Raw genomic sequence first — 22044 nt, 5'->3', positions numbered from 1 at the left:
CTAAACAGCCCTGAGCTTGATCAACGATCGAGCCTTCCGGCAGAGTGAAACGCTTAATAAGTGCTTCCCATTCACTGTTGGTTCTTAATTTCCAGTTTCTCTATCCCTGTCCTGACTGGCTGGTTGGACCTTCCCGTTATTGAAGGTTGGTTTTAAAAGGAAAGGCATCATGCTAAAAGACAACACATACCTTGAGACCCTCTATAGTGGCTACGGCCAGAGCTTTTCCGTCGATGAGATGTTGTTCGAACAAAAAACCGAACACCAGCATCTGGTCATATTCAACAATAAGATGTTTGGTCGCATGATGGCACTGGACGGTGTTATCCAGACTACAGAAAAAGATGAGTTTATCTATCACGAAATGATGACCCATGTGCCGATCCTGACTCACGGTAACGTCCGTCGTGTTCTGATCATCGGTGGTGGTGACGGTGGTATCCTGCGTGAAGTGCTCAAGCACAAAAGCATTGAACACGTCACTATGGTTGAGATTGATGGCGCAGTGGTCGATATGTGTAAAAAATGGCTGCCTGATCACTCCGCTGGCGCTTACGAAGACCCACGGGCCCAACTGGTGATTGACGATGGCATCAACTTTGTCAGTGACTGTGAAAAAACACCTGACGGCAGCTTTGACGTCATCATTTCTGACTGTACAGACCCCATCGGTCCCGGTGAAGTGCTGTTCTCTACAGAGTTTTATGCTGGCTGCAAACGTCTGCTAAAAGAAGGTGGCATCTTTGTCGCTCAGAACGGCGTCTGCTTTATGCAACTGGATGAAGTAGAGACCACCAGCCGTCGTCTGGGCCATTATATGAAGGACTGCTACTTCTACAGTGCCGCTGTACCCACTTATGTAGGTGGTATCATGACCTTTGCCTGGGGCTCCGACAATCCCGAAGCCCGTCACGTTTCTCTGGCAACGGTGACTGAACGTTTTGAAGCCTGCGGTGTCGAAACACATTATTACACTCCCGCTATCCACAAGGCAGCTTTTGCTCTGCCCGGATACGTAGAAAAGGCGATACAGAAGGTCAATGACTAACCCAGTGATGCCCGGCTTTCCGGAAGGCCCGATAAACAACCCTGACGCGGTGATCAGAGAAAGCGGATGGAGCGTTGAAGCCTCACGCTCCACCTACAACGCCCGCTATTGGAGCCAGGGATACTTCGATATTAACGACGATGGTGAAGTCGTTTATCTGCCCAGGGGCAGACCGGCAGTCAGTCTCAATAATATTGCCGCCCAACTGGTCCGCAAAGGTGCATCATTACCGATCCTGGTACGTTTCCCGGAGATTCTCCACGATCGGGTTAACACACTGTGTGACGCCTTTAACCAGGCCATTGGAGAATATGGCTATCGCAATGATTACCTTGCGGTTTACCCCATCAAGGTGAATCAGCAGCGAGCCGTGGTTGAAGAGATTCTGGAAAGCCAGGCCGCCAGGCAGGATCGCCAACTGGGTCTTGAGTCTGGCAGTAAACCTGAGTTGCTGGCGGTATTGGCCATGGCCAAGCGTGCCAGCTCTGTCATTGTCTGCAATGGCTACAAAGACAGGGAATACATTCGTCTGGCACTGATTGGTGAAAAACTGGGGCATCAGGTCTATATCGTTCTGGAAAAAATCACCGAACTGGAAATGGTTCTGAAAGAAGCCAAAGAACTCGGTGTCACCCCAAGACTGGGGCTTCGTGTTCGCCTTGCTTCCCAGGGTAAGGGAAAATGGCAGGCCAGTGGTGGCGAGAAATCCAAGTTTGGTCTGTCTGCCAGCCAGGTACTGAATGTCATCAAGCGACTAAAAGACAATGGCAACATGGACTCTTTGCAGCTGCTGCATTTCCATCTGGGCTCCCAGATGTCGAATATTCGTGATATACGCAAGGGCATCAGCGAATGCGCGAGAGTTTATGCAGAACTGTATCGCCTGGGTGCACCGATCCATTGTCTGGACGTGGGTGGCGGTCTGGCTGTGGACTACGAAGGAACCCGAAGCCAGAGTAACTGCTCCATGAACTACAGCCTCCAGGAATATGCGAACAATATCGTTTATACCCTGGGAGACCTTTGCGCCGAACAGGCCATTCCTGTACCCAGGATTATATCCGAGTCGGGTAGAAACCTGACGGCTCACCATGCCGTCCTGATCACCGACGTAGTGGGTGTTGAAAGCTACGAGCCGGAAGAACCTGATGCACCGGGCAAAGAGGCCCCACAACTTCTCCATAACATGTGGCGCTCCTGGCAAGATCTGGTGAAAGGTGTTGAGCAACGGGCACTGGTTGAGCTGTTCCACGACACTCAGAGTGACCTTTCAGAGGTTCATACACAGTTCGGAATCGGTCTGCTGGATCTTGAGCAAAGAGCCTGGGCAGAAAGTATTAATTTGAGAATTTGTTATGAGCTGTCCAGACGTCTGTCTCATAAAAACCGCTCTCACAGACCTCTGATTGATGAGCTGAGTGAAAAACTGGCTGACAAATTCTATGTCAACTTTTCACTGTTTCAATCTCTACCCGATGCCTGGGGGATTGATCAGGTTTTCCCGGTGCTGCCACTTTCCGGCTTGAACCGTCCGCCGGAAAAGCGGGCCGTTATGCTGGATATTACCTGTGACTCCGATGGCACCATCGACCAGTACGTTGATGGTCAGGGCATTGAAACCACTCTGCCGGTACCTGAGTGGCACCCGGATAAGCCTTATATGATTGGTATTTTCCTGATCGGCGCCTATCAGGAAATTCTGGGTGATATGCACAACTTATTTGGCGACACCGACACGGTATCTGTTCGTGTCACGGAACTGGGATTAGTCGAGATGTTTGATTTCCAGACCGGAGACACAGTGGAAGATGTTCTTAAGTACGTCAATCTGAAGCCGGAAAGCTTCCTGCATACCTACAAGAAACTGGTGGAAGAGTATCTGCCGGAATCCAGCCGGGCCTCTGTGCTGGCAGAGCTGGAAGCGGGCTTGAAGGGTTACACCTACCTTGAACACCTGGGAGGAATTGAGCTGTGATGTTCTTCGAAGGCTCTGAAAAAAAAGTAGAAGTCATTATAGCGACTGAAGCCGGTTCGCTGCGTGGGCTGGGCAAAAACTTCTGGTCCGATATGGTAGCCAAGGCTCAGGCGGACATTCTGACGACCCTGAGCAATGACTACTGCGACGCTTACCTGCTGTCTGAATCCAGCCTCTTTGTCTGGGAAGACCGCTTCCTGATGCTGACTTGTGGAACCACAACTCTGGTCGATGCCTTCCTGTTTTTTCTGGAACATGTGGCTGACGAACACATTCTGTTTGCCAGCTTTCAGCGCAAAAATGAGTACCTTTCACATCTGCAGAAAACCTCTTTTGAAGAGGATATTCACCGGATTCAATCTGATTTGAAAGGTAGTGCTTTTCGTATTGGCAGTCTGGACAGTCATCACAACTATATCTTCCATCTGAATCGTCCCTACCAGCCCAGGGCCGATGACCAGACCAGTGAGTTACTGATGTATCACATCAAAGGTGAGAGCGCTCAATATCTGCGCGGTGAAGGGCAAACGATTGAAGGTATCCGAAAACTACTCAGACTGGAAGAAATATTGCCCGGTTTTGATCTGAGTGACTGGCTTTTTGAACCTTTTGGTTATTCTCTCAACGCCATCAGAGGTGATCGTTACGCCACTTTCCATATCACACCTCAGGAAGACAGCTCCTATGTCAGTTTTGAGACCAACCTGAATATGGAAGACGCTGCTATTCTGGAAAGTCTGCTGGAAGCCCTGCGCCCGGGCAGTTGGGACCTGATTGGCTTTAATGCACCAGCTCCCCTGCGGGAAAATGGCGAGTTCAGCTGTCTGACAGAATGCCTTCTGCCTTTGGCCTGTGGCTATGAAATGAGTTTTAATCATTACCAGCACACAGAGCAGCGCTCACTGCAGGCCGTGGAGCTGACGGGATAAGATCATGACTACGCTGACAAAGAAGGAAGACCACTCCCTTTACGCTAATGCCTTTGGCTTTCTGCGGCTGCCAATGAATTTCAACCCTGTTCAGTCTGGTACTGACCTGATCATTACCGGTGTTCCGTTTGATCTGGCGACTACAGGGCGCAGCGGCGCTCGCTTTGGTCCTGAGGCTATTCGCAAGGCTTCAGTCAACCTGACCTGGGAGGGCAAGCGCTGGCCCTGGTTCTTCAGCCTGAAAGATCATCTTTCTGTGGCTGACTGCGGTGATCTGGTCTTTGAATGCGGCAATGCACAGGATATGAGCGATACCCTGTTCCAACATGCCGACCGGTTATTGTCTGTTGGCAAACGTATGCTGACGTTTGGCGGCGATCACTTTATTACCCTGCCTTTGCTCAGAGCCCACGCCAAACATTATGGACCTCTGGCACTGATTCACTTTGATGCTCATACCGACGACTATGACCAGGGTGGTAAATTCGACCACGGAACCATGTTTTATCATGCCCAGGTTGAAGGGTTGATTGATACCTCGGCTTCGACCCAGGTCGGTATTCGAACCAATTACGATCACAAGAACACCCCCTTCAATATTCTGGATGCCAGTTACGTCAACAGTACCCCAGTGGCAGAGATAATTGACAATATAAGTAAAAGAACAGGTAATCGCCGTGTTTACCTGACCTTTGATATCGACTGTCTGGACCCGGCTTTTGCTCCGGGAACCGGAACCCCGGTTTGTGGCGGCCTGACCTCGGACCGGGCTTTACAGCTGCTCAGAGGTCTTGAAGGTCTGGATATTGTGGGCATGGATGTGGTTGAAGTCGCGCCGGCTTACGATCACGCCGATATTACCGCTCTGGCTGGTGCTACGATTGCTCTCGAGATGCTTTATCTTCAGGCAGCCCAATCAAAAGCCACCTGACAACCATCCGGCTCAGGCAAGCTGCCCGTTGGTGCTTTGCCTGGCAGGGAGTTGTCCTACCACTCTGACCACTTCAAGCTTATCGGAACATGACAGCAGGGCAGGGTGTGAACCCGGCTCGCCTTCCGGTATCGGCTGTCCCATCTTCTGATAGAAGTCGACCCAGTAGGGGAATATTTCTCCGGTTTCCAGATCACGAAACCCCATGGGGGTTTCCGGAAATACCGGCTCTCCCTTGTTGGCAGACCTGAACGCTTCCAAAACAAGAGCACTGCAGTACCAGGCTCGGTCACTGATATCGGATTGAGCATGACCCTCCGGAGAGAAGTTTCTGTTATAGGGCGAGTGCAATTGCTCATCAGCAAAGGCCAACGCTTCATCAACTAAAGCAAGCCATGGAGACTTGAGACGAGCCATCAGAATGCAAGGCCGCCCCAGTCCATCACATACGGATTTGTCGATAAACTGATTCAGGCTTAATGTCTGAACCTTTGGCATGACCGCTTCAACCAGCTCCCCGCCTTCCATAGCAATGGCGACATGATTCAGAGCCATGCCGTTGTAACCGGCAAACAGTCTGCTGATAACCCACTCCAGCTCTCCTCCCTTGCGCAGTTGAAACAGAAGGTCGCCTTTTTGCAGTTCTGGAATGGAAATTGCGTTTGGCTGCTCAGTCATTTATCAAAATCCTCATGAAACCTGATGAGAGATTTCTGGAAATATTCAGGTTTTCTGCAGCCTCAGCCGCCGAAAGATTCATAGGCTCCAGAACACAGAACCTTACAATTTCCCTGGATGATCCATCCTTCTATTTCTGATTCGTTTTGTCACAGGACGCTACTCAATAACAGTTTGAAGGTTTGCCAGGACTTCATTAACCAGTGTTTCAGGGGCGCTCTCAACCTTCCTTGATGGCCTTGCCCTAAGATCAATCATCCTCACACCATTAATGAGCACCACTCCCGGAGTCTCTGTTCCCGTTCCCATCAATGGAACAGTAAAACCCTGCACACGGGAATAATTACCTTCCTGGGTAATTGGGGCAACCAGCATAGAGCCCAAGCGATTAAATGCGTTTACCGAGAGTACAAGACAAGGTCGGCTCTCTCCCTGCACTTCAGATCCCGACACTGGGTTTAGATTCACCCGGACGATATCGCCACGGTCGTAAATACTCAAAGTGCTTCATCCCCAACAGGCGGGATAGAATCCCATTCGGTTAACTCTTCCGGCATGGCCGCTGACAGATCGCACTGGGCCAGCAACTCATCCATTGAATAGCGTGGCCGCTTGGTGGCCTTGGTAATCACCAGACTGTTTTTCACTTCCTCAATAACGATACTGTCACCATCCTTCAAATTCAGCCTGCGCAGAAGCTCTGACGGTATGAGTTCAGGTGGCAACTTGAATATAAGCAGCACTGGTCGGGTGGTGATGTTATGTCAGTGAAACCTCAATCCACCAGAAAGTAGCAACCCTGGCCAGGTGCCCCCATAGAAATACCTAACTGACTTCTTTTGGTCATTGTTAATCCACAATGTTTCACCAGATTGCACTTCCAGCCATATACTGCCAGACCTATCTGGAGAGAACTCCCCCATCTGGAGAGAAATAATCATCCACAGGACTCCTATAAAACTAAAAATTTTGCCGTTCATCAACTGAATGCGTAACCACATGTACACCATCCCCATACAAATTGTTATTGCCCCTAAATTGAGAGAATGGCGTGGCGGGCATTGGTTGTACTTCCCTTTCCCCGAGACTTCTGCACATGGGACAGGTTCTATTATTCACTAGCCAGGTCGCCAGGCATCTTTCATGAAACATATGGGTGCATGGTTCGAAAACCTTGACTTCACTTTCGGCAAAAGGTGCATAACAAATAGGGCATTCTTCGCTCAGCTCTTGATAACGTGCTGACTGATCATTTGGGCTGTTGGGTGGTGTGGTTCCGTTCATATCTCTTACTCCTATCTCTGTTTTTCAAATAACCTGTAGCGTTAGATCATTGTCTATCCATTTAGTTCCCAGTGCTTATTTTTTTGGTACGCCCGGCATGGGCATGAACTTATGGGCTGAAAGTCCCTTGTGGAAGAACCTACACAGGATTCTGCCTTAAAAATTGCAATGCTTTGCAGGTTCTTATAATCAGGCACTACGAATGTTCATCTCTGGCTTTATGGCGATAGCAGGGTATTTTTTTAGCAGCTTTTTATCGTGGATTAGTTTTTACCATCAGAGGCGCCCTTCGTTTCGCCACTCGCTCGTTTCTTCGTGATGAGTTTCCGGTAACTGGTTCCATCGGTTTTTTGATGCGTTCAAGGGTATCCAGCTTTTTCGGGTAATGGGTTTCCAGTAATTCCCTTACTTCTTGCTCCATAGAACGGTTAGCAAAATCGTCGGGGGGTCATTTCTTTCGAGCTTACGGATCGCCTGTAACCTTCATGATCTCGCCAGCCTCGGAGTTTGGCTGCTCAGTCGTTTAACCCCCAGAGAGCTCATTTCTGAGCATTTCCAGAACAGGAATGGTCTCCGGACGGACACCTCTCCAGATAGCAAACTGCTCTGCGGCCTGTTCTACCAACATACCCAGACCATCAATCACGGTTCCCGCCCCCTGATCCAATGCCCAGCGGTTGAATACTGTATAAGAAGCTGAATACATCATGTCATAACAACAGGTCGAAGCAGCAATGACTGATGGTGGAACTGGAGGCAGATCGCCATGCAAACTGGCAGAGGTTCCATTGATGATAATATCAAAATGACCTTCCAGTTCTGAAAAACCGGAAGCTTTTACGGGTTGCTCCGGAAACAGGTCTGCCAGAGCCTCGGCCTTGCTGACAGTGCGGTTGGCAATCACCAGTTCGGACAGCTCCTGTGCAAGGATCGGCTCAAGGATACCTCTTACCGCACCACCAGCCCCAAGAACCAGCACCCGCGCTCCTTTGATTGAAACACCATTGTTGACCGTCAGGTCCTGAACCAGACCGAGTCCATCGGTATTGTCTCCGTTGAGAGCACCTTGTTCATCCAGCCAGAGGGTATTAACTGCCCCGGCTTTCTGAGCCCTCGCCGTTCGCACAGTTGATAGCTGCCAGGCCTGCTCCTTGAAAGGAACCGTTACACTCAGACCCAGGTAACCGCCATTTTCAAAAAAGCGTTTAACGGCCTGTTCAAAATCATCAACCGGAACCAGTTGGGCGTTGTAAGTCAGCCTGTGCCCCACAGACTCGGCAAACATGGCATGAATTCTGGGCGACTTACTGTGCTCAATGGGGTTTCCCATCACAGCGTAATGATCAACAGGTATGGCCATTGTTTTTTCTCGGGGAGTGTCACTTTAAATATCAGACCCAGTCTCTGGGTTTCAGAAATTCATTATACAAACGGGCCTCTTCTGTCCCGTCTTCAGGGTGCCAGTTGTAATCCCAGCGCACAACAGGCGGTAGAGACATCAGGATAGACTCGGTGCGGCCACCGGATTGCAGACCAAACAGTGTGCCACGGTCGTATACAAGATTAAACTCAACATAACGCCCGCGCCGGTACTCTTGAAAATAACGGTTCTGTTCTGTGTATTCAGTGTCCTTACGCCTCTGAACGATGGGCAGATAAGCGTCGATATAACTGTTGCCTACCGCCTGCATAAACTCGAAGCAGCGTTCAAATGGCCACTCGTTAAGATCATCGTAGAACAGACCGCCGACACCACGGGGCTCGTCCCGATGCTTCAGGAAGAAGTATTCGTCACACCATTTTTTGAAGCGGGGATAGACCTCTCCGCCAAAAGGTTCGCATGCGGATCTGGCCACCTGATGCCAGTGTATGCAGTCTTCTTCGAAACCGTAATAGGGTGTCAGGTCATAGCCACCGCCGAACCACCAGACCGGATCAGCCCCCTCTTTTTCGGCAATCAACAGACGAACATTGGCATGAGACGTTGGCACAAACGGATTCCTGGGATGAATCACCAGAGAGACCCCCATGGCCTGAAAACTCCGGCCTTCCAGCTCGGGTCTTTTTGCGGTGGCGGAAGGGGGCAGTTTATCGCCTTTTACGTGGGAGAAGTTCACTCCCCCTTTTTCAAACAGAGAACCATCTTCAATAACCCGGGCACGGCCACCACCACCACCGTGGTAATCCCAGGTTTCTTCACGAAAAACAGTACCAGTGTCTTCTTTTTCCAGGGCGTTACAGATAGCGTCCTGCAATGACAGCAGGTATCGCCTGACCCTCTCTACCTGTTCATGGCTGTCTAGAGGCTCGACATCTAGAGGCTCGCTGCTGTTTTCCGGACTTGTGGCTTTTCCGGTTTGGGCATCGGTCACCATAATACTCCCTGGGCTGGCTGGATAAAAAAGAGATGCAGTTTAACAGAGCCGGAATCAACCGGCCCGAATCAGTTGTCCTGTCTGAAGATCACGAATTTCAGAAGGTTCGGTCTGTGGGCCCGTTTCACCGGAAACAATCAGAGATACCAGGTTTCCCATCTGTTCCTGAACCTGCTGCTCAGTCATTAGAGGAGATTCTCCTGCCCGGTTGGCAGAAGTGGATACCAGTGGCTGCCCGGCCTGTTCACAGAGCTTTTTAATCACCGGGTGAGCACTGACCCTGACAGCGACCGTATCGAACTTTCCACGAACCCAGTCCGGTGTCCATCGCTCAGTATCAGGCAGTAGCCAGGTATAAGGCCCCGGCCAACTGGCTGATAAGGTTTCAAGCTGTGCTTCGGTCAGGTTGGAAAGCAGGGGAGCAATCTGTTGTTGAGATGAGGCAACCAGTATCAACCCTTTTTCAACAGGGCGATGCTTAATAGCCAGCACTTTGTAAACAGCTTCCCGATTCCAGGGGTCGCATCCGAGCCCCCAGACCGCTTCCGTAGGGTAGGCTATGACCCCCCCCTGTTCGATAACAGCCTGAACTTTAGACATAGCGTTTCATCAACTTGATCAGCGAGTAGCGGAGTTTAGCAAGGCTGTAAAAACGCCGCTAGCTGATCAGGACTGACTCAGGCTTCTGTTGATGACTTTCCGACACGTTCATGCAGCGCAGGGTAGGCTGCCTGATCGAGCCATTGCGTCAGCTCACAGAGCTTGTTTTGCACACTGACGGTACTCCCACCACAAACATTGATGTGGCCCATTTTGCGACCAGGCCGTTTTCCTTTGCCGTACCAGTGAATATGAGCCCCCTCCATTGCTATCACAGCATCGGGAAGCGTGTCTTCACCCAAAATGTTGATCATAGTGGTTTCACGGATAAGACGGGTACTGCCCAAGGGCATTGCACAAATAGCGCGCAGATGATTTTCAAACTGACAGGTTTCAGCTCCCTGCTGAGTCCAGTGCCCGGAGTTGTGAACCCTTGGCGCTATTTCATTGACCAGCAGGGAGCCATTGACATCAAAGAACTCCAAAGCCAGCACTCCGACGTAGTCCAGACTCTCTGCTACTGCAATGAACATCTGCTTTGCCTGTCCCTGCAAAGCCTGATCAGTGATCGCAGTAGAAAGACTCAGCACCCCGTTGGTATGTACATTCTCGGCCAGAGGGTAGACCGCAACCGCTCCATCTGCGCCTCGGGCACCGACCAGTGAGACTTCACGATCAAAAGGGACAAACTCTTCGGCAACAATGGCCTGATGCTCTGTAGCTGCAATGCATTCGGCCATTTCTGTCCAGATGGCATCAGCCTGATCCGCCTCTTTTAACCGCCACTGCCCTTTACCGTCATAGCCGCCCAGAGCACTCTTGAGCACCATGGGCAGCCCCACGTGCTCAATGGCTTTCCGGAAGTCTTCGTATGACTGAATGACAAAGTATCGGGCATTTTGAACGCCTGCATCGTCCAGCCGTTTTTTCTCGATTCGGCGGTCGCCACCGGCCTCAATAGCTTCTGTAGATGGCAGGAATTTACCGCTTTTCTCGCAGATAGCCAGAATATCGAGGGGAATGTGCTCAAATTCTGCGGTAACGACATCAGCCTGCCTGATTGCCGATTCCAGGTCATCACCGGTGGTCATTTGAGTCAGTGGGTGAACCACTGTTTCGCTGCTTACATCATAAGCACTGATTTGAATGTTCAGCGGTGCGCCCGCCAATGACATCATTCGCGCCAGCTGACCGGCCCCCAGCACTAAAACCTGCATCAGATTAATCCTCTGCCGGATTGGAATTAGCCAGAACCGTGTCCGTTTGTTCTTTACGGAAAGCTTCTACTCTAGCCATGACCGCTTCGTTGTGGGTACCAATGATTTGAGCGGCCAGAATACCGGCATTGGCTGCACCTGCCTCGCCAATGGCCAGAGTCCCCACGGCAATCCCTTTGGGCATCTGGGCGATGGACAGTAATGAGTCCATACCCTTCAGTGCTTTGGACTGAACCGGCACACCCAGAACAGGCAGGCTGGTGAAAGCTGCAGCCATACCGGGCAGGTGAGCCGCACCGCCTGCGCCTGCGATGATAACTTTGAGGCCGCGCTCTTTTGCGCCTGAGGCGTAATCAGCCAACAGCTGGGGAGTCCTGTGTGCTGAAACCACTCTGGTTTCATAGCGGACTCCAAACCGATCCAGCATTTCTGCTGCCAGTTTCATCGTTGGCCAGTCTGACCTGGACCCCATGATAATGCCGACTTCCATCTCAAACTCCTGTAAGCCGTGTAATGGTCGGTGGATGATTCGGGGTAGATTATAAGAAGACTTGTACGTTTGAGCGAATAAGCATTAGAAAATCTTGCAATAAAATCTCAATGGTCGGGAAAATGATTGTTTTTTGTTCAGATTGAGAACTAGGAGGCCGACCGAGAATAGCGCCCGTAGCGAGGACGGCAGAAAATTGAGGATGAAAATTCGGTTTTGTGAGGAGAATAGCGAGCTATTTGACGAACAAAAGCGGATTTTCAGACCAATTTGCTGCCGCCGCAGTAGGGCAGTCTATTCTCGGTCGGCCTCCTAGCCCGTCCGGATATAACCACCAGGCACCGACTCAATAAAACCTTCCAGCTCCATTTCAGTCAGAATGACAGAGACCTGGTCAAACGAGAGCCCTGATATCTGGCAGATCAGATCCACACTGACGGCTTCACCGTTCATGCTTTCCAGAATGACTCTTTGTAACCCTGACAAGTCAGAGCTGGCGGATTCAGGTTTATGAGAGGGTTCAACAAAAGCCCGGAGATAGCTCTGCAACTCAATCAGGATATCCTCTGCCGATTCAACCAGAACAGCCCCTTCCTTTATGAGCTTATGACAGCCACGGCTGAGAGGATTTAACACAGAACCCGGTACAGCAAAGACTTCGCGCCCCTGCTCGGCAGCCAGTCTGGCTGAAATCAGGGATCCGCTGTTCAGTGCTGCCTCAACCACCAATACACCCGATGACAAGCCACTGATGATGCGGTTTCTTCTTGGAAAATGTCCGGGGTTTGGTGTCGTCCCCAGGGGAAATTCGCTCACGAGAGCGCCCTGGATTGCTATGGCCTGATACAGGTCGCCATGGCTTCTTGGATAAACCACATCCACCCCGGTTCCCAGAACCGCTATGGTACTGCCATAACTGCCCAGCACTCCCTGATGCGCAGCTGCATCTATCCCCAATGCCATACCACTGGTAATAACCAGTCCTTTTCGAGACAGTTCCTTAGCCAGCTCCTGAGCGAGTCGACGCCCCTGGGGAGTCGGTCTGCGGCTGCCGACAATGGCGAGCTGAGGCTCATTCAAGAGATCGATATTACCGATCACGTAAAGCAGGGGAGGGGGGTCACTTAACTCTTTGAGAGCAACAGGGTATTGAGGCGATTGCAGGGTAATTATGTGATGAGCCTGGCTGGATTCCAGCCAGAGTCGACAATGGTTCAGACGCTCAAGAATATCGGGGGTCTCAGGATTCCCTGATAATTGCGCCGCCAGTTTTTCCGGCAGCCCCATTCTCAATGTCTGATAAGAGGCTGACAGAATAGCGTCTGCAGAACCAAACTCCCGGATCAGGCCATTGAAGCGAACCGCACCTAATCCGGGCTGAAAGGAAAGCAGCAGCCATTTGCGTAAAGGCTGCCAGATGGAATCATGGATTTGCTGAGTCATTGCACCTCAGGGGCTTTTCAGAGTGTCTCCTACACCTATTTCTTCATAGGCAGTCAGCACAATACCATAGCTCACTTTTTCAAAAGTACGATAAATCATGATCATACCGGCTCTTTCAGGAGGCAGATTGACCATTTCACCACTGATCTGATCCTTAACCTTCAGGTTCTTGTAGGCATTGAGTATATCGCCCTGACGCAAACCTTCCCGGATACCCCGATTGATAATAACGCTGTTGAACTGACCGACTTTTTTCACCCCATCAACCACAGAAACAATTTTACCTTCCACCGGTGCATCAGGTGCTCTGGGGAAGAAGGTAGTTTGAAGGCTGAAGGTGTCTGCTGGCACCACTTTATCACCAGGCCTAACCTCCTGCTGGCTTGTCTGGATTTTCAGACTGGCAATGCCATTGTCGACTTTTTGCAGGGAAGCATCGGCCACTTGATGGCCAATAATACCCAGTACTTCACCGCTGTCAGGATCTTTCAGAACGTCTCCGGCTCGCAGAATGTCGAGACTCTTGTCCAGAGAGCCTATTTGTCCCCGGACATAAACCTTGTCTCCCGCGCCGGTTATAATTCGTTCCTGTCTGGAAGCAAATATATAAGGAGCACTTTCTAAAGCCCGTTTAGAGGTAAATACCCGGCTGCTCTTGAGAAAGGCATCGATTGCGCTGAGCGGGATAGCAGGAATTGCGGATTCAGCAGGCAGTGTTCTTACTTTCGGGCTGAGCTTGATGGTTCTGCCACTCTCGCCACGACGGACAATCGTCAGCCTTGGACGACCATCGATGTAAACCAGGCTCACCAGATCACCGGGGAAGATAAGATGAGGGTTATGAATCTGGGGGTTTGCGTGCCAGATTTCAGGCCATAGCCAGGGACTTTTCAGAAAGCGGTTGGAAATTTCCCACAGCGTATCCCCTTTTTTTACCATGTAATCCCGGGGAGAATCTGACTTGATCGGACTCTCGTAAGCTATCCCTGATGACGACAGGCAGAGCAGAAGAACGCCCAGTACTATGCTTCTCATTGGTTACCGATCCCTTGCACTTGTTGTTGGTTTTATTCCAGCAGTTTATCAACGGGTCCTGTCATCGGGCAATCAAACCCTTCAATATGAAGAAAATCTGCCCACAAAATTGTGACTTATCTTTTTTATTCCACTGCACCCATAGCCGATAAAACAAAAGCTCAGGGACAAATCTGAGTCACTATTGTTCTCGACCGGCAACGGCCTTTCTGTACTTCAGAGCAAATCAGGAAACTATCCAAAGCAGTGATTTTTGCCTACATTAGGTAGGCTGGAAGGCAGCTAGGGAGGTGATATATGGAAAACCTTTATAAAACTGATTATTACCAATGGGTCAAACAACAAAAAGAACTTTTGATAAACCGTCAGTTTGACCAGCTTGATCTGGAACATCTCATTGAGGAAGTTGACGATATGGGTAGGCATGAGCCCCGGTCACTCACCAGCCACCTGAAGCAACTACTTATGCATCTCCTCAAATGGCAGTTTCAACCAGAGCGTCGATCAAGAAGCTGGCAGGACTCCATTATTCTCCACAGGGAGGATGTTGAAGAACTGCTTGAGGAGAATCCAAGTCTGGGGCTGAAAGTACCTGAACTTTTCAGCAAGGCCTATAAAAGGGCGGTTGTACTGGCGGTTAAGCAAACCGGCCTCCCCACCAGGACTTTTCCAAAAGAATGCTCATGGACCTATGAGCAAGTGATGAAAGATGGCTGGTTGCCTGAGGAATAGCAGGGCTTGAAACTGTCGGCAGGGGACTTCAATTAGTCGAGAATAAAGTAATGAAAATACCTGTTAAAGCAGCCAGCAAAGGTTATATGCTTTACTGGCTACTATTGCTATCGTTACCCTCAACGTCGTCTGTCATTTCTTTATCAGCAATGAATCTCTTTAATGGTGGAGCGGTAGGAAGGTGGGCAATCTGCTCTTCAAATTGAACCCGACTTCTTACTGCCAGCTTTGACAGCTCTTGTAGCGAAAGGGGGGTATTTGAGCCTTTGATATATTTGACAGAGATTGTTGCGTATGACCTGACAACGTTCACAGCCAGAAAAACGGTTTTATGCTTTAGCCCCGAAAACGCATCTCCCAAATATTTCCCGTTGGTTTTGAAGCCTATCGTTCCAGCATTCATATCTATTATGCAACTTATCTTTTCAGGCGCATTAAATGTACTGTTTGATTCGTCTTTGGGGTAATTGCCTATCGTTTGGCCATTATGAATCAGTTTGTTGTTTTCTATGTTCCAGCCCCATGAGGACTCCGTGCTACCAAGAAGGTTTGTGTAAGCTTTTCCATGCTTAGGAGTTCCTTCCAGTGCAACCCCAATCACCGGATGAGAGCCTCGCCTCAATGTCGGCCATTCAATGTCCAGAATATGAATGCCTTTTGAAAAGCCGGTATCCGACATGGCAATATCTGTACTCGATCCAGAGTCAAAGCGTACTAGTTTTGTTGGCTCATCACTTAAGATATCAAGATTGTCACCACTTTTGGCTCGATCCCAAATGGTGGGAATGAAGAGATTAGTATCATCCTGACATTCCAGGGCTTTTAAAGATAGTGATGTATAACTACACACCTGCAATGGGACCATTTGATCGACTTTCCTTCCTTCCCAGAATGCATTGCCATGTCCAGCTGTGGTTGCTTGACTGGTCTGAGAGTTGGAGCTTAGACACGATATTGGCAAACACGACAAATATTGTGAAATACGGCTTGATGGATTCATAATTACATTCCCTTGAATTAATATTTATTTAGATAGCTTTAAATTGAAAAAGTTCCTTTTTTGCCCCAATTTTCACCACTCCATCGATAACATTCCGATTTCAAAAAGTTAATAAGTCGTGCCAACCATTAATTCGAATGTGATATATATTTGAAAATCACATGATTGCATCTTATTTCGCTCCGAAGCCCGTTTCCATGACGGGCATGAGATCACCTCGGAAGATGTCATCTTTTCATTCAAAGCCCTCAGTGAAAAAGGAAGCCCCCGATACAAAATGCAGCTGGACTCCATTGCTTCGGTGGAGGCACTGGGCCGGAGAAAAGTCCGCTTTAACTTTAAACAGTCGGGTTCCCGCCAACAGCTATTCCACGCAGCGGAGCTTCCCGTTCTGCCAGCCCACTTCTGGAAGAACAGGGCCATCGATAAATCAACCCTCACTCCACCTTTAAACAGCGGCCCCTACAGAGTCAGTCATGTGGAACCCGGCAAGCTGATTGTGTTCTCAAGGGTCGAGGATTACTGGGGGACTTACCCGTTAACAAGGGAAAATATAATTTCGACACAGTGAACATACATTTCTATCGCGATTTTCAGGTAGCCCTGGAAGCCTTTAAATCCGATGGACACGATCTGCATCTTGAAGTCGTCGCCAAGAACTGGCAGTTCGCCTACGACTTCCCCGCTGTCATCGACGGGCGAATAAAAAAACGAACCATTCCCCATCAGATGGCTTATGGCAGCAGCTTTTTCTTTTTCAATACCCGTCGTCCATTATTCAGGGATATACGGGTTCGCCAGGCCATTACCCTGATGTTTGATTATGAATGGACGAACCGGGTGATCTTTCATAATACCTACCGTCGTTCTCACAGCTACTTTCCCAACAGTTCTCTGGGAGCTATTGATAAGCCAACCTCCGCAGAGCAGAAGCTACTAGCGTCATTAACTCCCTCATTACCGAACCCGATTGTCAGTCAGGCATTTCTCCTTCCCATAACGTCAGGAGATGGACAGCTAAGAACACAAAAGAGGAAAGCCCTTTCCTTATTGAAAGAGGCAGGCTGGACCTTGAAAAACAATCAGCTGATCAACAACATCACTCAACAACCTTTTGTTTTTGAGTTTATTGAAACCACTCACGCTACTGACCGCTATCTCTTGCCTTTCAAGAAAAACCTCGAGTCCATAGGAATCACCATGAAATACACGGTCATGGACTCCAGCCAGTATTACGCCAGAATGCGATCCCGGGACTTTGATATGATTGCACAATTACTGCCGCAGACACTCTCGCCAGGCCTGGAACTGTTCGATTATTTCCATTCAAGCCGGGCCCATGACAACAGCTCCAGAAATTTTGCCGGCATTGACCATCCGGTCGTAGATCAACTCCTTCAGAAACTGACTGAAGTGAATTCACAACAAGAACTCCAAACCCTGACACGCTCACTGGACCGGGTGCTACTGTGGAACTACTATGGCATCCCGAAGTGGCACTCCACTTACATGAGGGTGGCTCACTGGGACAAATTTGGCTGGCCTGAGCAACTGCCGGAATACACCACCAGCTTCAGCACCTGGTGGCAAAAGCCCTGAGCACCGGAATTTAACATTGCTTGCCGATATCTGACTGATTACCAGCCTCCTGGCACGGTCATGGAAATCACACTCCGATGCCACACTCCTGCTAAGCCCGCAGTCATCTAATCATTTCTCCTGATAACGGCGCTCAAAACACAGATAGCTCCTCCTTAAGTTCATCGCCTATCCGTCAATAAGCACTTAAAAAATGGAACATTCGCACTTAAAACTACCTATATACCTAAAAGAAATTTAAAATTACTTTTTAATTTAATGAAACAGCTTGAGAATCCCCATGGCGCTTCTGGAAATCCTTCAATACCCTGACGAAAGACTTCGCACTATTGCTGAGCCCGTGGCCGAGGTAAACGACGATATTCGTAAAATCGTCGATGACATGCTGGAAACTATGTACCAATCCAAAGGCGTTGGTCTGGCAGCCACTCAGGTCGATATTCATCTGCGCATAGTGGTGATGGACTTTTCCGATGATGGCAACGAACCAATGGTTCTGATCAATCCAACATTCGAACCTCTGACCGAAGAGTTGACGGATCTGTCTGAAGGCTGCCTGTCCATCCCGGGATTCTTCGAGCTGCTGGATCGCCCGGCTGAGATTCGTCTGACCGCACTGGACAGAGACGGAAACGAGTACTCAAAAGACCTGGATGGTCTGGCTGCTGTCTGCGTACAGCATGAGCTGGATCACCTGAATGGCAAACTGTTTGTGGACTATCTGTCCCGACTGAAGCAAGAACGTATTCGCAAAAAGCTGGTGAAGAACAAGCGCCTTGCCACAGCTTAATGACTCTGATGATCTCCCGGATAATACAGGAAAAGCCGCTCCGGGGGACTCAGATTTTACTCAGGCCCTTACTTTATCTATCATCGCCGCCATCCCAATCGTTCTGTCGAGCCTTTAGAAAACCTAATGAAAAGTCTTCGTATTGTCTTTGCCGGTACTCCGGATTTTGCCAGCGCCCACCTTCAGGCGGTTCTGGACAGTCAGCATGAAGTCATTGCCGTATACACCCAGCCCGACAGACCGGCGGGACGAGGCAGAAAACTCAAGCCCAGCCCGGTGAAAGCGCTGGCGTTGCAACATGACATCCCGGTGTTTCAGCCACAATCTCTGAAAAAAGATGACGCAGCCCGGGAACAACTCGCTGCGCTCAAACCCGATCTGATGATTGTAGTGGCCTATGGTTTGATACTTCCGAAAAGTGTTCTGGAGATTCCAACCTTTGGTTGCATCAATGTGCATGGATCAATTCTGCCACGCTGGCGTGGAGCAGCTCCTATTCAACGGGCTATTGCTGCGGGTGATGAAGAGTCCGGTGTCACCATCATGCAGATGGATGAAGGTCTGGATACTGGCGATATGCTGGTTAAAGCCCGCTGTCCGATTCACACAACAGACACATCTTCCGATTTGCATGACCGTCTGATCGAAGTAGGGCAGCCGGCTCTGATTGAAGCCGTCAATGCTATTGCTCAAGGCACTATCCGTGCAGAAAAGCAGGATGATGGTAATGCTTGTTACGCCCATAAAATGAGCAAGGAGGAAGCCCGTATTCAATGGAACAGATCAGCAACTGATCTTGATTGTATGATACGGGCATTCAACCCTTGGCCAGTGGCGACAACAGAGCTGGAAGGTAATGCCATTCGGGTCTGGGAGGCAAAGCCTGTTACAGGAAACCATGATTTGGCACCCGGCACCCTGATCAAGGCTGACAAATCAGGCCTGGATATTGCTACTGAAGAAGGCATACTGCGTCTCACTAACGTGCAGTTATCTGGCAGCCGTGCCATGCCAGTGCAGGACCTGCTCAACAGCCGCAGGGATATGTTTGTACCCGGGAAAAAATTCAACTGATGGCCAAGCAATCTTCCGTTCGACTGGCGGCAGCCAAAGTAATCAGCCGCGTTGTTTCCGGTGAATCCCTGAGCCAGGTATTACCTGAATATCAGCAAGCCCTGCGCAAGAAAGACCAACCGCTTCTGGCAGAGCTCTCTTACGGCACACTGCGTTACTATTTTCGACTGGATAGCTGGCTCAGCACCCTGATGGACAAACCGCTGAAAGCAAAAGAGCAGACGATTCACAGTCTGATTCTGGTGGGGCTCTACCAGTTGTTCTACACCCGCATTCCGGCACACGCCGCTATTGGGGAGACCGTTCAGGTCACCCGCATGATGGGTAAAGCCTGGGCCCGAGGTCTTGTGAATGGTGTTCTGCGTTCTGCACAGCGTCAGGAAGAAGCGCTCAATGCACTGGCTGAATCCAACGACATTTGTCTTACAGCTCACCCCCAATGGCTGGTCGGCAAAATCCGCAATGCCTGGCCCGGGCACTGGCAGGATATCACCCGGGCCAATAATCAGTCTCCACCTATGACCTTGCGGGTCAATGAGCGGCATTTAAAGCGTGATCGATACCTGAAAAAATTACTGGATGACTGCATTCAGGCTTCGTCTTCTCGGGTGTCTCCCCAGGCAATAACCCTGACGCGGGCTCTCCCGGTGGATCAGCTGCCCGGCTTTTCGGACGGTGTGGTCAGTGTTCAGGATGAATCTGCTCAGCTTTCCGGAAACCTGTTGCCTGTCAAAAAAGGTGACAAGGTTCTCGATGCCTGCTGTGCTCCGGGAGGCAAAACCTGCCAGCTGCTGGAAATGTTCCCGGGCATTGAACTCGATGCTCTGGATATAGATGAGAAGCGACTGGCTCGTGTGCAGGAAAATCTGGATCGTATTGGCCTGAAGGCCCGACTCATGACCGGTGATGGTGCTCAGCCAGAGCAGTGGTGGGATGGACAGAGTTACGATCATATTCTGCTGGACGCCCCCTGCTCGGCAACCGGTGTCATCCGCCGCCATCCGGATATTAAACTGCTTCGCAAACCCGAAGACATTGATGCATTGGCTGAGCTTCAAGGCAAGATTCTTAATACCATGTGGTCGTTGCTCAAGCCCGGTGGCACACTGCTCTACGCAACCTGTTCCATCATGCCTGCTGAAAACAGCAAACAGATTGCCGCCTTCCTCGAACATCAGGAAGACGCCGAACTGCAACCCTTTCCAGGAGAATGGGGACTGGATACCGGCTTTGGCCGACAGATTCTGCCCGGTTCAGGTGACGGTTTTTTCTACAGCCTGCTGAAAAAAGTGGACCATGATTCTGACGAAACCATTGAGCACTCTGAGCAGACAAACAGCCTTCAGCCAATAAAAAGCCATCAGGAAAGTCTATGAAAATCATCATTCTCGGTGCCGGACAAGTAGGCGGAACCCTGGCTGAAAACCTGGCCAGTGAAGAGAACGACATCACGGTAGTGGATGCCAACGGAGAGCTTCTCAGAGAGTTGCAGGATCGTATTGATATCCGGACTATTCAGGGTATGGCCTCCTTCCCCTCTGTACTCAAACAGGCCGGTGCTGATGATGCTGACATGCTGGTGGCGGTAACCAACAGCGATGAAGTGAACATGGTGGCCTGCCAGATTGCCTATACCCTGTTTCACACACCTTCCAAGATTGCCCGTATTCGTCAGGCGGCTTATCTGAACAGGGATAAACTGTTTGGCGATGATGCTATGCCCATCGACGTATTGATCAGCCCCGAGCAGGTGGTGACCAACTACATTCGACGCCTTCTTGAACGTCCCGGTGCTCTTCAGGTTCTCGACTTTGCCGATGGCCGTGCCCAGCTGGTGGCCATGAGAGCCTATTATGGCGGTCCATTGGTCGGGCAGGAGTTGCGCTACCTGCGTGAACATATGCCCAACGTTGACACCCGTGTGGCTGCAATTTTCCGCCGTGGCAAGGCCATCATGCCCAAGGGGACCACAGTGATCGAGGCCGACGATGAAGTATTCTTCATCGCCGACCGCTGTCATATCCGGGCTGTCATGAGTGAACTGCAGAGGCTGGATGATGATTACAAACGCATCATCATTGCCGGTGGCGGTAACATTGGTTTGCGCCTTGCTCAGTCGGCTGAAAATGATTTCAAGGTAAAAATCATTGAGCAGAATATGGAGCGCTGTCAGTTCCTGTCTGAGACGCTGATCAAAGCCATGGTTTTCAATGGCAATGCATCCGATAAAGAGCTGCTGATTTCTGAAAACATCGAAGAGACGGATGTCTTTTGTGCCCTGACCAACGATGATGAAGCCAACGTCATGGCCGCTATGCTGGCTAAACGACTGGGCGCCCGAAAAGTCATGGCCCTGATCAATAACCCTGCCTACGTTGATCTGGTCCAGGGCGGCGAGATAGATATTGCGATTTCTCCACAGCAGGCCACCATCGGCAGTCTTCTTAAACACGTACGAAGAGGGGACGTTGTCAATGTTCACTCACTTCGTCGTGGTGCAGCAGAAGCCATTGAAGCCATTGCCCATGGCGATGAAAATTCATCCAGAGTCGTCGGTAAAACGGTTCAACAGGTCGTGCTGCCCCCCGGAACAACCATCGGAGCCATAGTCAGAAACGATGAAGTGTTGATTGCACACGACACTACTCGTATAGAGTCCGGGGATCATATCATTCTGTTCCTGACCAACAAGAAACGTATTCACGAAGTAGAACAACTCTTTCAGGTTGGACTGGGGTTCTTTTAAACGATACATTTCGACATTAGAGTCAGCGGTTTATTTTTTACCAGACTTGAAAAATGACACCCATGACTAGGAGCCTGACCGAGAATAGGCTTATCTGT

General features: G+C 50.0%; 23 protein-coding genes. 11 read left to right on the top strand and 12 right to left on the bottom strand.

The features are described from left to right. Positions 1-169 precede the first annotated feature (169 nt). From speE to speB, 4 genes are read left to right on the top strand one after another with little or no spacing between them, the layout of a single operon-like run. Positions 170-1048, top strand: a complete 879-nt coding sequence (gene speE / locus ACOJUN_RS07865; protein WP_422136104.1) for a polyamine aminopropyltransferase — start codon at positions 170-172, stop codon at positions 1046-1048. Further along, positions 1041-3023: a biosynthetic arginine decarboxylase gene (gene speA, locus ACOJUN_RS07860; RefSeq protein ID WP_422136103.1), complete on the top strand. Its 1983-nt coding sequence runs from the start codon at positions 1041-1043 to the stop codon at positions 3021-3023. Before speE ends, speA begins: the two co-directional genes overlap by 8 nt. Continuing rightward, entirely contained in the window at positions 3023-3952 is a 930-nt protein-coding gene (locus ACOJUN_RS07855) for an adenosylmethionine decarboxylase (RefSeq protein ID WP_422136102.1), read from the top strand. Before speA ends, ACOJUN_RS07855 begins: the two co-directional genes overlap by 1 nt. Before the next feature lie 4 nt (positions 3953-3956). Next, the gene (gene speB, locus ACOJUN_RS07850) at positions 3957-4883 is read left to right on the top strand and encodes an agmatinase (protein WP_422136101.1); all 927 of its coding nucleotides are present in this window, start codon (positions 3957-3959) and stop codon (positions 4881-4883) included. Between the two features lie 12 nt (positions 4884-4895). On the opposite strand, the gene ACOJUN_RS07845 is transcribed toward speB, so the two are convergent. From ACOJUN_RS07845 to ACOJUN_RS07795, 11 genes are all read right to left on the bottom strand, one after another. After that, the gene (locus ACOJUN_RS07845) at positions 4896-5561 is read right to left on the bottom strand and encodes a YiiX/YebB-like N1pC/P60 family cysteine hydrolase (RefSeq protein ID WP_422136100.1); all 666 of its coding nucleotides are present in this window, start codon (positions 5559-5561) and stop codon (positions 4896-4898) included. 159 nt (positions 5562-5720) lie between these two features. Beyond that, the gene (locus ACOJUN_RS07840; protein WP_422136099.1) at positions 5721-6062 is read right to left on the bottom strand and encodes a type II toxin-antitoxin system ChpB family toxin; all 342 of its coding nucleotides are present in this window, start codon (positions 6060-6062) and stop codon (positions 5721-5723) included. Continuing rightward, complete coding sequence (locus ACOJUN_RS07835) at positions 6059-6304, bottom strand: AbrB/MazE/SpoVT family DNA-binding domain-containing protein (RefSeq protein ID WP_422136098.1); 246 nt, start codon at positions 6302-6304, stop codon at positions 6059-6061. The genes ACOJUN_RS07840 and ACOJUN_RS07835 overlap by 4 nt, the downstream gene beginning before the upstream one ends. Before the next feature lie 217 nt (positions 6305-6521). Beyond that, a complete protein-coding gene (locus tag ACOJUN_RS07830; RefSeq protein WP_422136097.1) occupies positions 6522-6845 on the bottom strand; it encodes an RING finger protein in 324 nt (107 codons plus the stop codon). 523 nt (positions 6846-7368) lie between these two features. Further along, on the bottom strand, positions 7369-8205 hold the full coding sequence (gene aroE, locus ACOJUN_RS07825) for a shikimate dehydrogenase (RefSeq protein ID WP_422136096.1): 837 nt from the start codon (positions 8203-8205) through the stop codon (positions 7369-7371). Positions 8206-8236: 31 nt separating this feature from the next. After that, the gene (gene hemF, locus ACOJUN_RS07820) at positions 8237-9220 is read right to left on the bottom strand and encodes an oxygen-dependent coproporphyrinogen oxidase (protein WP_422136095.1); all 984 of its coding nucleotides are present in this window, start codon (positions 9218-9220) and stop codon (positions 8237-8239) included. Positions 9221-9274: 54 nt separating this feature from the next. Further along, complete coding sequence (locus ACOJUN_RS07815; protein WP_422136094.1) at positions 9275-9820, bottom strand: L-threonylcarbamoyladenylate synthase; 546 nt, start codon at positions 9818-9820, stop codon at positions 9275-9277. 77 nt (positions 9821-9897) lie between these two features. Then, a complete protein-coding gene (locus tag ACOJUN_RS07810) occupies positions 9898-11037 on the bottom strand; it encodes a 5-(carboxyamino)imidazole ribonucleotide synthase (RefSeq protein WP_422136093.1) in 1140 nt (379 codons plus the stop codon). Positions 11038-11041: 4 nt separating this feature from the next. After that, positions 11042-11527: a 5-(carboxyamino)imidazole ribonucleotide mutase gene (gene purE, locus ACOJUN_RS07805; RefSeq protein ID WP_422136092.1), complete on the bottom strand. Its 486-nt coding sequence runs from the start codon at positions 11525-11527 to the stop codon at positions 11042-11044. Positions 11528-11839: 312 nt separating this feature from the next. Then, positions 11840-12970 (bottom strand): DNA-processing protein DprA, encoded by a 1131-nt coding sequence (gene dprA / locus ACOJUN_RS07800; RefSeq protein WP_422136091.1) that lies wholly within the window; start codon positions 12968-12970, stop codon positions 11840-11842. A gap of 6 nt (positions 12971-12976) precedes the next feature. Further along, the gene (locus ACOJUN_RS07795) at positions 12977-14005 is read right to left on the bottom strand and encodes a LysM peptidoglycan-binding domain-containing protein (protein ID WP_422136090.1); all 1029 of its coding nucleotides are present in this window, start codon (positions 14003-14005) and stop codon (positions 12977-12979) included. Between the two features lie 297 nt (positions 14006-14302). On the opposite strand from ACOJUN_RS07795, the gene ACOJUN_RS07790 reads away from it, so the two are divergent. After that, the gene (locus ACOJUN_RS07790; RefSeq protein WP_422136089.1) at positions 14303-14737 is read left to right on the top strand and encodes a DUF29 domain-containing protein; all 435 of its coding nucleotides are present in this window, start codon (positions 14303-14305) and stop codon (positions 14735-14737) included. 91 nt (positions 14738-14828) lie between these two features. Here the strand turns inward: ACOJUN_RS07790 and ACOJUN_RS07785 are convergent, their stop codons facing one another. Then, positions 14829-15737, bottom strand: coding sequence for an SPRY domain-containing protein (locus ACOJUN_RS07785; RefSeq protein ID WP_422136088.1), 909 nt, complete (start codon positions 15735-15737; stop codon positions 14829-14831). A gap of 169 nt (positions 15738-15906) precedes the next feature. Between ACOJUN_RS07785 and ACOJUN_RS07780 the strand changes: the two genes are divergently transcribed. The 6 genes from ACOJUN_RS07780 (at position 15907) to trkA (ending at position 21946) form a co-directional block, all read left to right on the top strand. Next, positions 15907-16308 carry an ABC transporter substrate-binding protein gene (locus ACOJUN_RS07780; protein WP_422137052.1) on the top strand — a complete coding sequence of 134 codons (402 nt, stop codon included), beginning with the start codon at positions 15907-15909 and terminating at the stop codon, positions 16306-16308. Next, the gene (locus ACOJUN_RS07775; protein ID WP_422136087.1) at positions 16305-17336 is read left to right on the top strand and encodes an ABC transporter substrate-binding protein; all 1032 of its coding nucleotides are present in this window, start codon (positions 16305-16307) and stop codon (positions 17334-17336) included. The genes ACOJUN_RS07780 and ACOJUN_RS07775 overlap by 4 nt, the downstream gene beginning before the upstream one ends. Before the next feature lie 280 nt (positions 17337-17616). Further along, positions 17617-18126 carry a peptide deformylase gene (gene def / locus ACOJUN_RS07770; protein WP_422136086.1) on the top strand — a complete coding sequence of 170 codons (510 nt, stop codon included), beginning with the start codon at positions 17617-17619 and terminating at the stop codon, positions 18124-18126. Between the two features lie 126 nt (positions 18127-18252). Beyond that, positions 18253-19200, top strand: a complete 948-nt coding sequence (fmt, locus tag ACOJUN_RS07765) for a methionyl-tRNA formyltransferase (protein ID WP_422136085.1) — start codon at positions 18253-18255, stop codon at positions 19198-19200. Next, positions 19200-20576, top strand: coding sequence for a 16S rRNA (cytosine(967)-C(5))-methyltransferase RsmB (rsmB, locus tag ACOJUN_RS07760; protein WP_422136084.1), 1377 nt, complete (start codon positions 19200-19202; stop codon positions 20574-20576). Before fmt ends, rsmB begins: the two co-directional genes overlap by 1 nt. Beyond that, entirely contained in the window at positions 20573-21946 is a 1374-nt protein-coding gene (gene trkA, locus ACOJUN_RS07755) for a Trk system potassium transporter TrkA (RefSeq protein ID WP_422136083.1), read from the top strand. Before rsmB ends, trkA begins: the two co-directional genes overlap by 4 nt. The last annotated feature ends 98 nt before the right edge of the window (positions 21947-22044 follow it).

The organism is Endozoicomonas sp. ALD040 (assembly GCF_049275945.1).
Classification (GTDB): Bacteria; Pseudomonadota; Gammaproteobacteria; order Pseudomonadales; family Endozoicomonadaceae; genus Endozoicomonas_A.
Note: the sequence above shows the minus strand (reverse complement) of the source record. Positions and strands in the feature narration are given on the sequence as shown.

Bases quoted from the DNA above. Each gene is read 5' to 3' on its own strand.
- speE (WP_422136104.1), top strand. From the start codon at position 170: ATGCTAAAAGACAACACATACCTTGAGACCCTCTATAGTGGCTACGGC.
- fmt (WP_422136085.1), top strand. From the start codon at position 18,253: ATGAAAAGTCTTCGTATTGTCTTTGCCGGTACTCCGGATTTTGCCAGC.
- trkA (WP_422136083.1), top strand. From the start codon at position 20,573: ATGAAAATCATCATTCTCGGTGCCGGACAAGTAGGCGGAACCCTGGCT.
- ACOJUN_RS07810 (WP_422136093.1), bottom strand. From the start codon at position 11,037: ATGCAGGTTTTAGTGCTGGGGGCCGGTCAGCTGGCGCGAATGATGTCA.
- def (WP_422136086.1), top strand. From the start codon at position 17,617: ATGGCGCTTCTGGAAATCCTTCAATACCCTGACGAAAGACTTCGCACT.
- ACOJUN_RS07845 (WP_422136100.1), bottom strand. From the start codon at position 5,561: ATGACTGAGCAGCCAAACGCAATTTCCATTCCAGAACTGCAAAAAGGC.
- speA (WP_422136103.1), top strand. From the start codon at position 1,041: ATGACTAACCCAGTGATGCCCGGCTTTCCGGAAGGCCCGATAAACAAC.
- hemF (WP_422136095.1), bottom strand. From the start codon at position 9,220: ATGGTGACCGATGCCCAAACCGGAAAAGCCACAAGTCCGGAAAACAGC.
- rsmB (WP_422136084.1), top strand. From the start codon at position 19,200: ATGGCCAAGCAATCTTCCGTTCGACTGGCGGCAGCCAAAGTAATCAGC.
- ACOJUN_RS07785 (WP_422136088.1), bottom strand. From the start codon at position 15,737: ATGAATCCATCAAGCCGTATTTCACAATATTTGTCGTGTTTGCCAATA.
- ACOJUN_RS07855 (WP_422136102.1), top strand. From the start codon at position 3,023: ATGTTCTTCGAAGGCTCTGAAAAAAAAGTAGAAGTCATTATAGCGACT.
- speB (WP_422136101.1), top strand. From the start codon at position 3,957: ATGACTACGCTGACAAAGAAGGAAGACCACTCCCTTTACGCTAATGCC.
- aroE (WP_422136096.1), bottom strand. From the start codon at position 8,205: ATGGCCATACCTGTTGATCATTACGCTGTGATGGGAAACCCCATTGAG.
- purE (WP_422136092.1), bottom strand. From the start codon at position 11,527: ATGGAAGTCGGCATTATCATGGGGTCCAGGTCAGACTGGCCAACGATG.
- ACOJUN_RS07790 (WP_422136089.1), top strand. From the start codon at position 14,303: ATGGAAAACCTTTATAAAACTGATTATTACCAATGGGTCAAACAACAA.
- ACOJUN_RS07830 (WP_422136097.1), bottom strand. From the start codon at position 6,845: ATGAACGGAACCACACCACCCAACAGCCCAAATGATCAGTCAGCACGT.
- dprA (WP_422136091.1), bottom strand. From the start codon at position 12,970: ATGACTCAGCAAATCCATGATTCCATCTGGCAGCCTTTACGCAAATGG.
- ACOJUN_RS07815 (WP_422136094.1), bottom strand. From the start codon at position 9,820: ATGTCTAAAGTTCAGGCTGTTATCGAACAGGGGGGGGTCATAGCCTAC.
- ACOJUN_RS07795 (WP_422136090.1), bottom strand. From the start codon at position 14,005: ATGAGAAGCATAGTACTGGGCGTTCTTCTGCTCTGCCTGTCGTCATCA.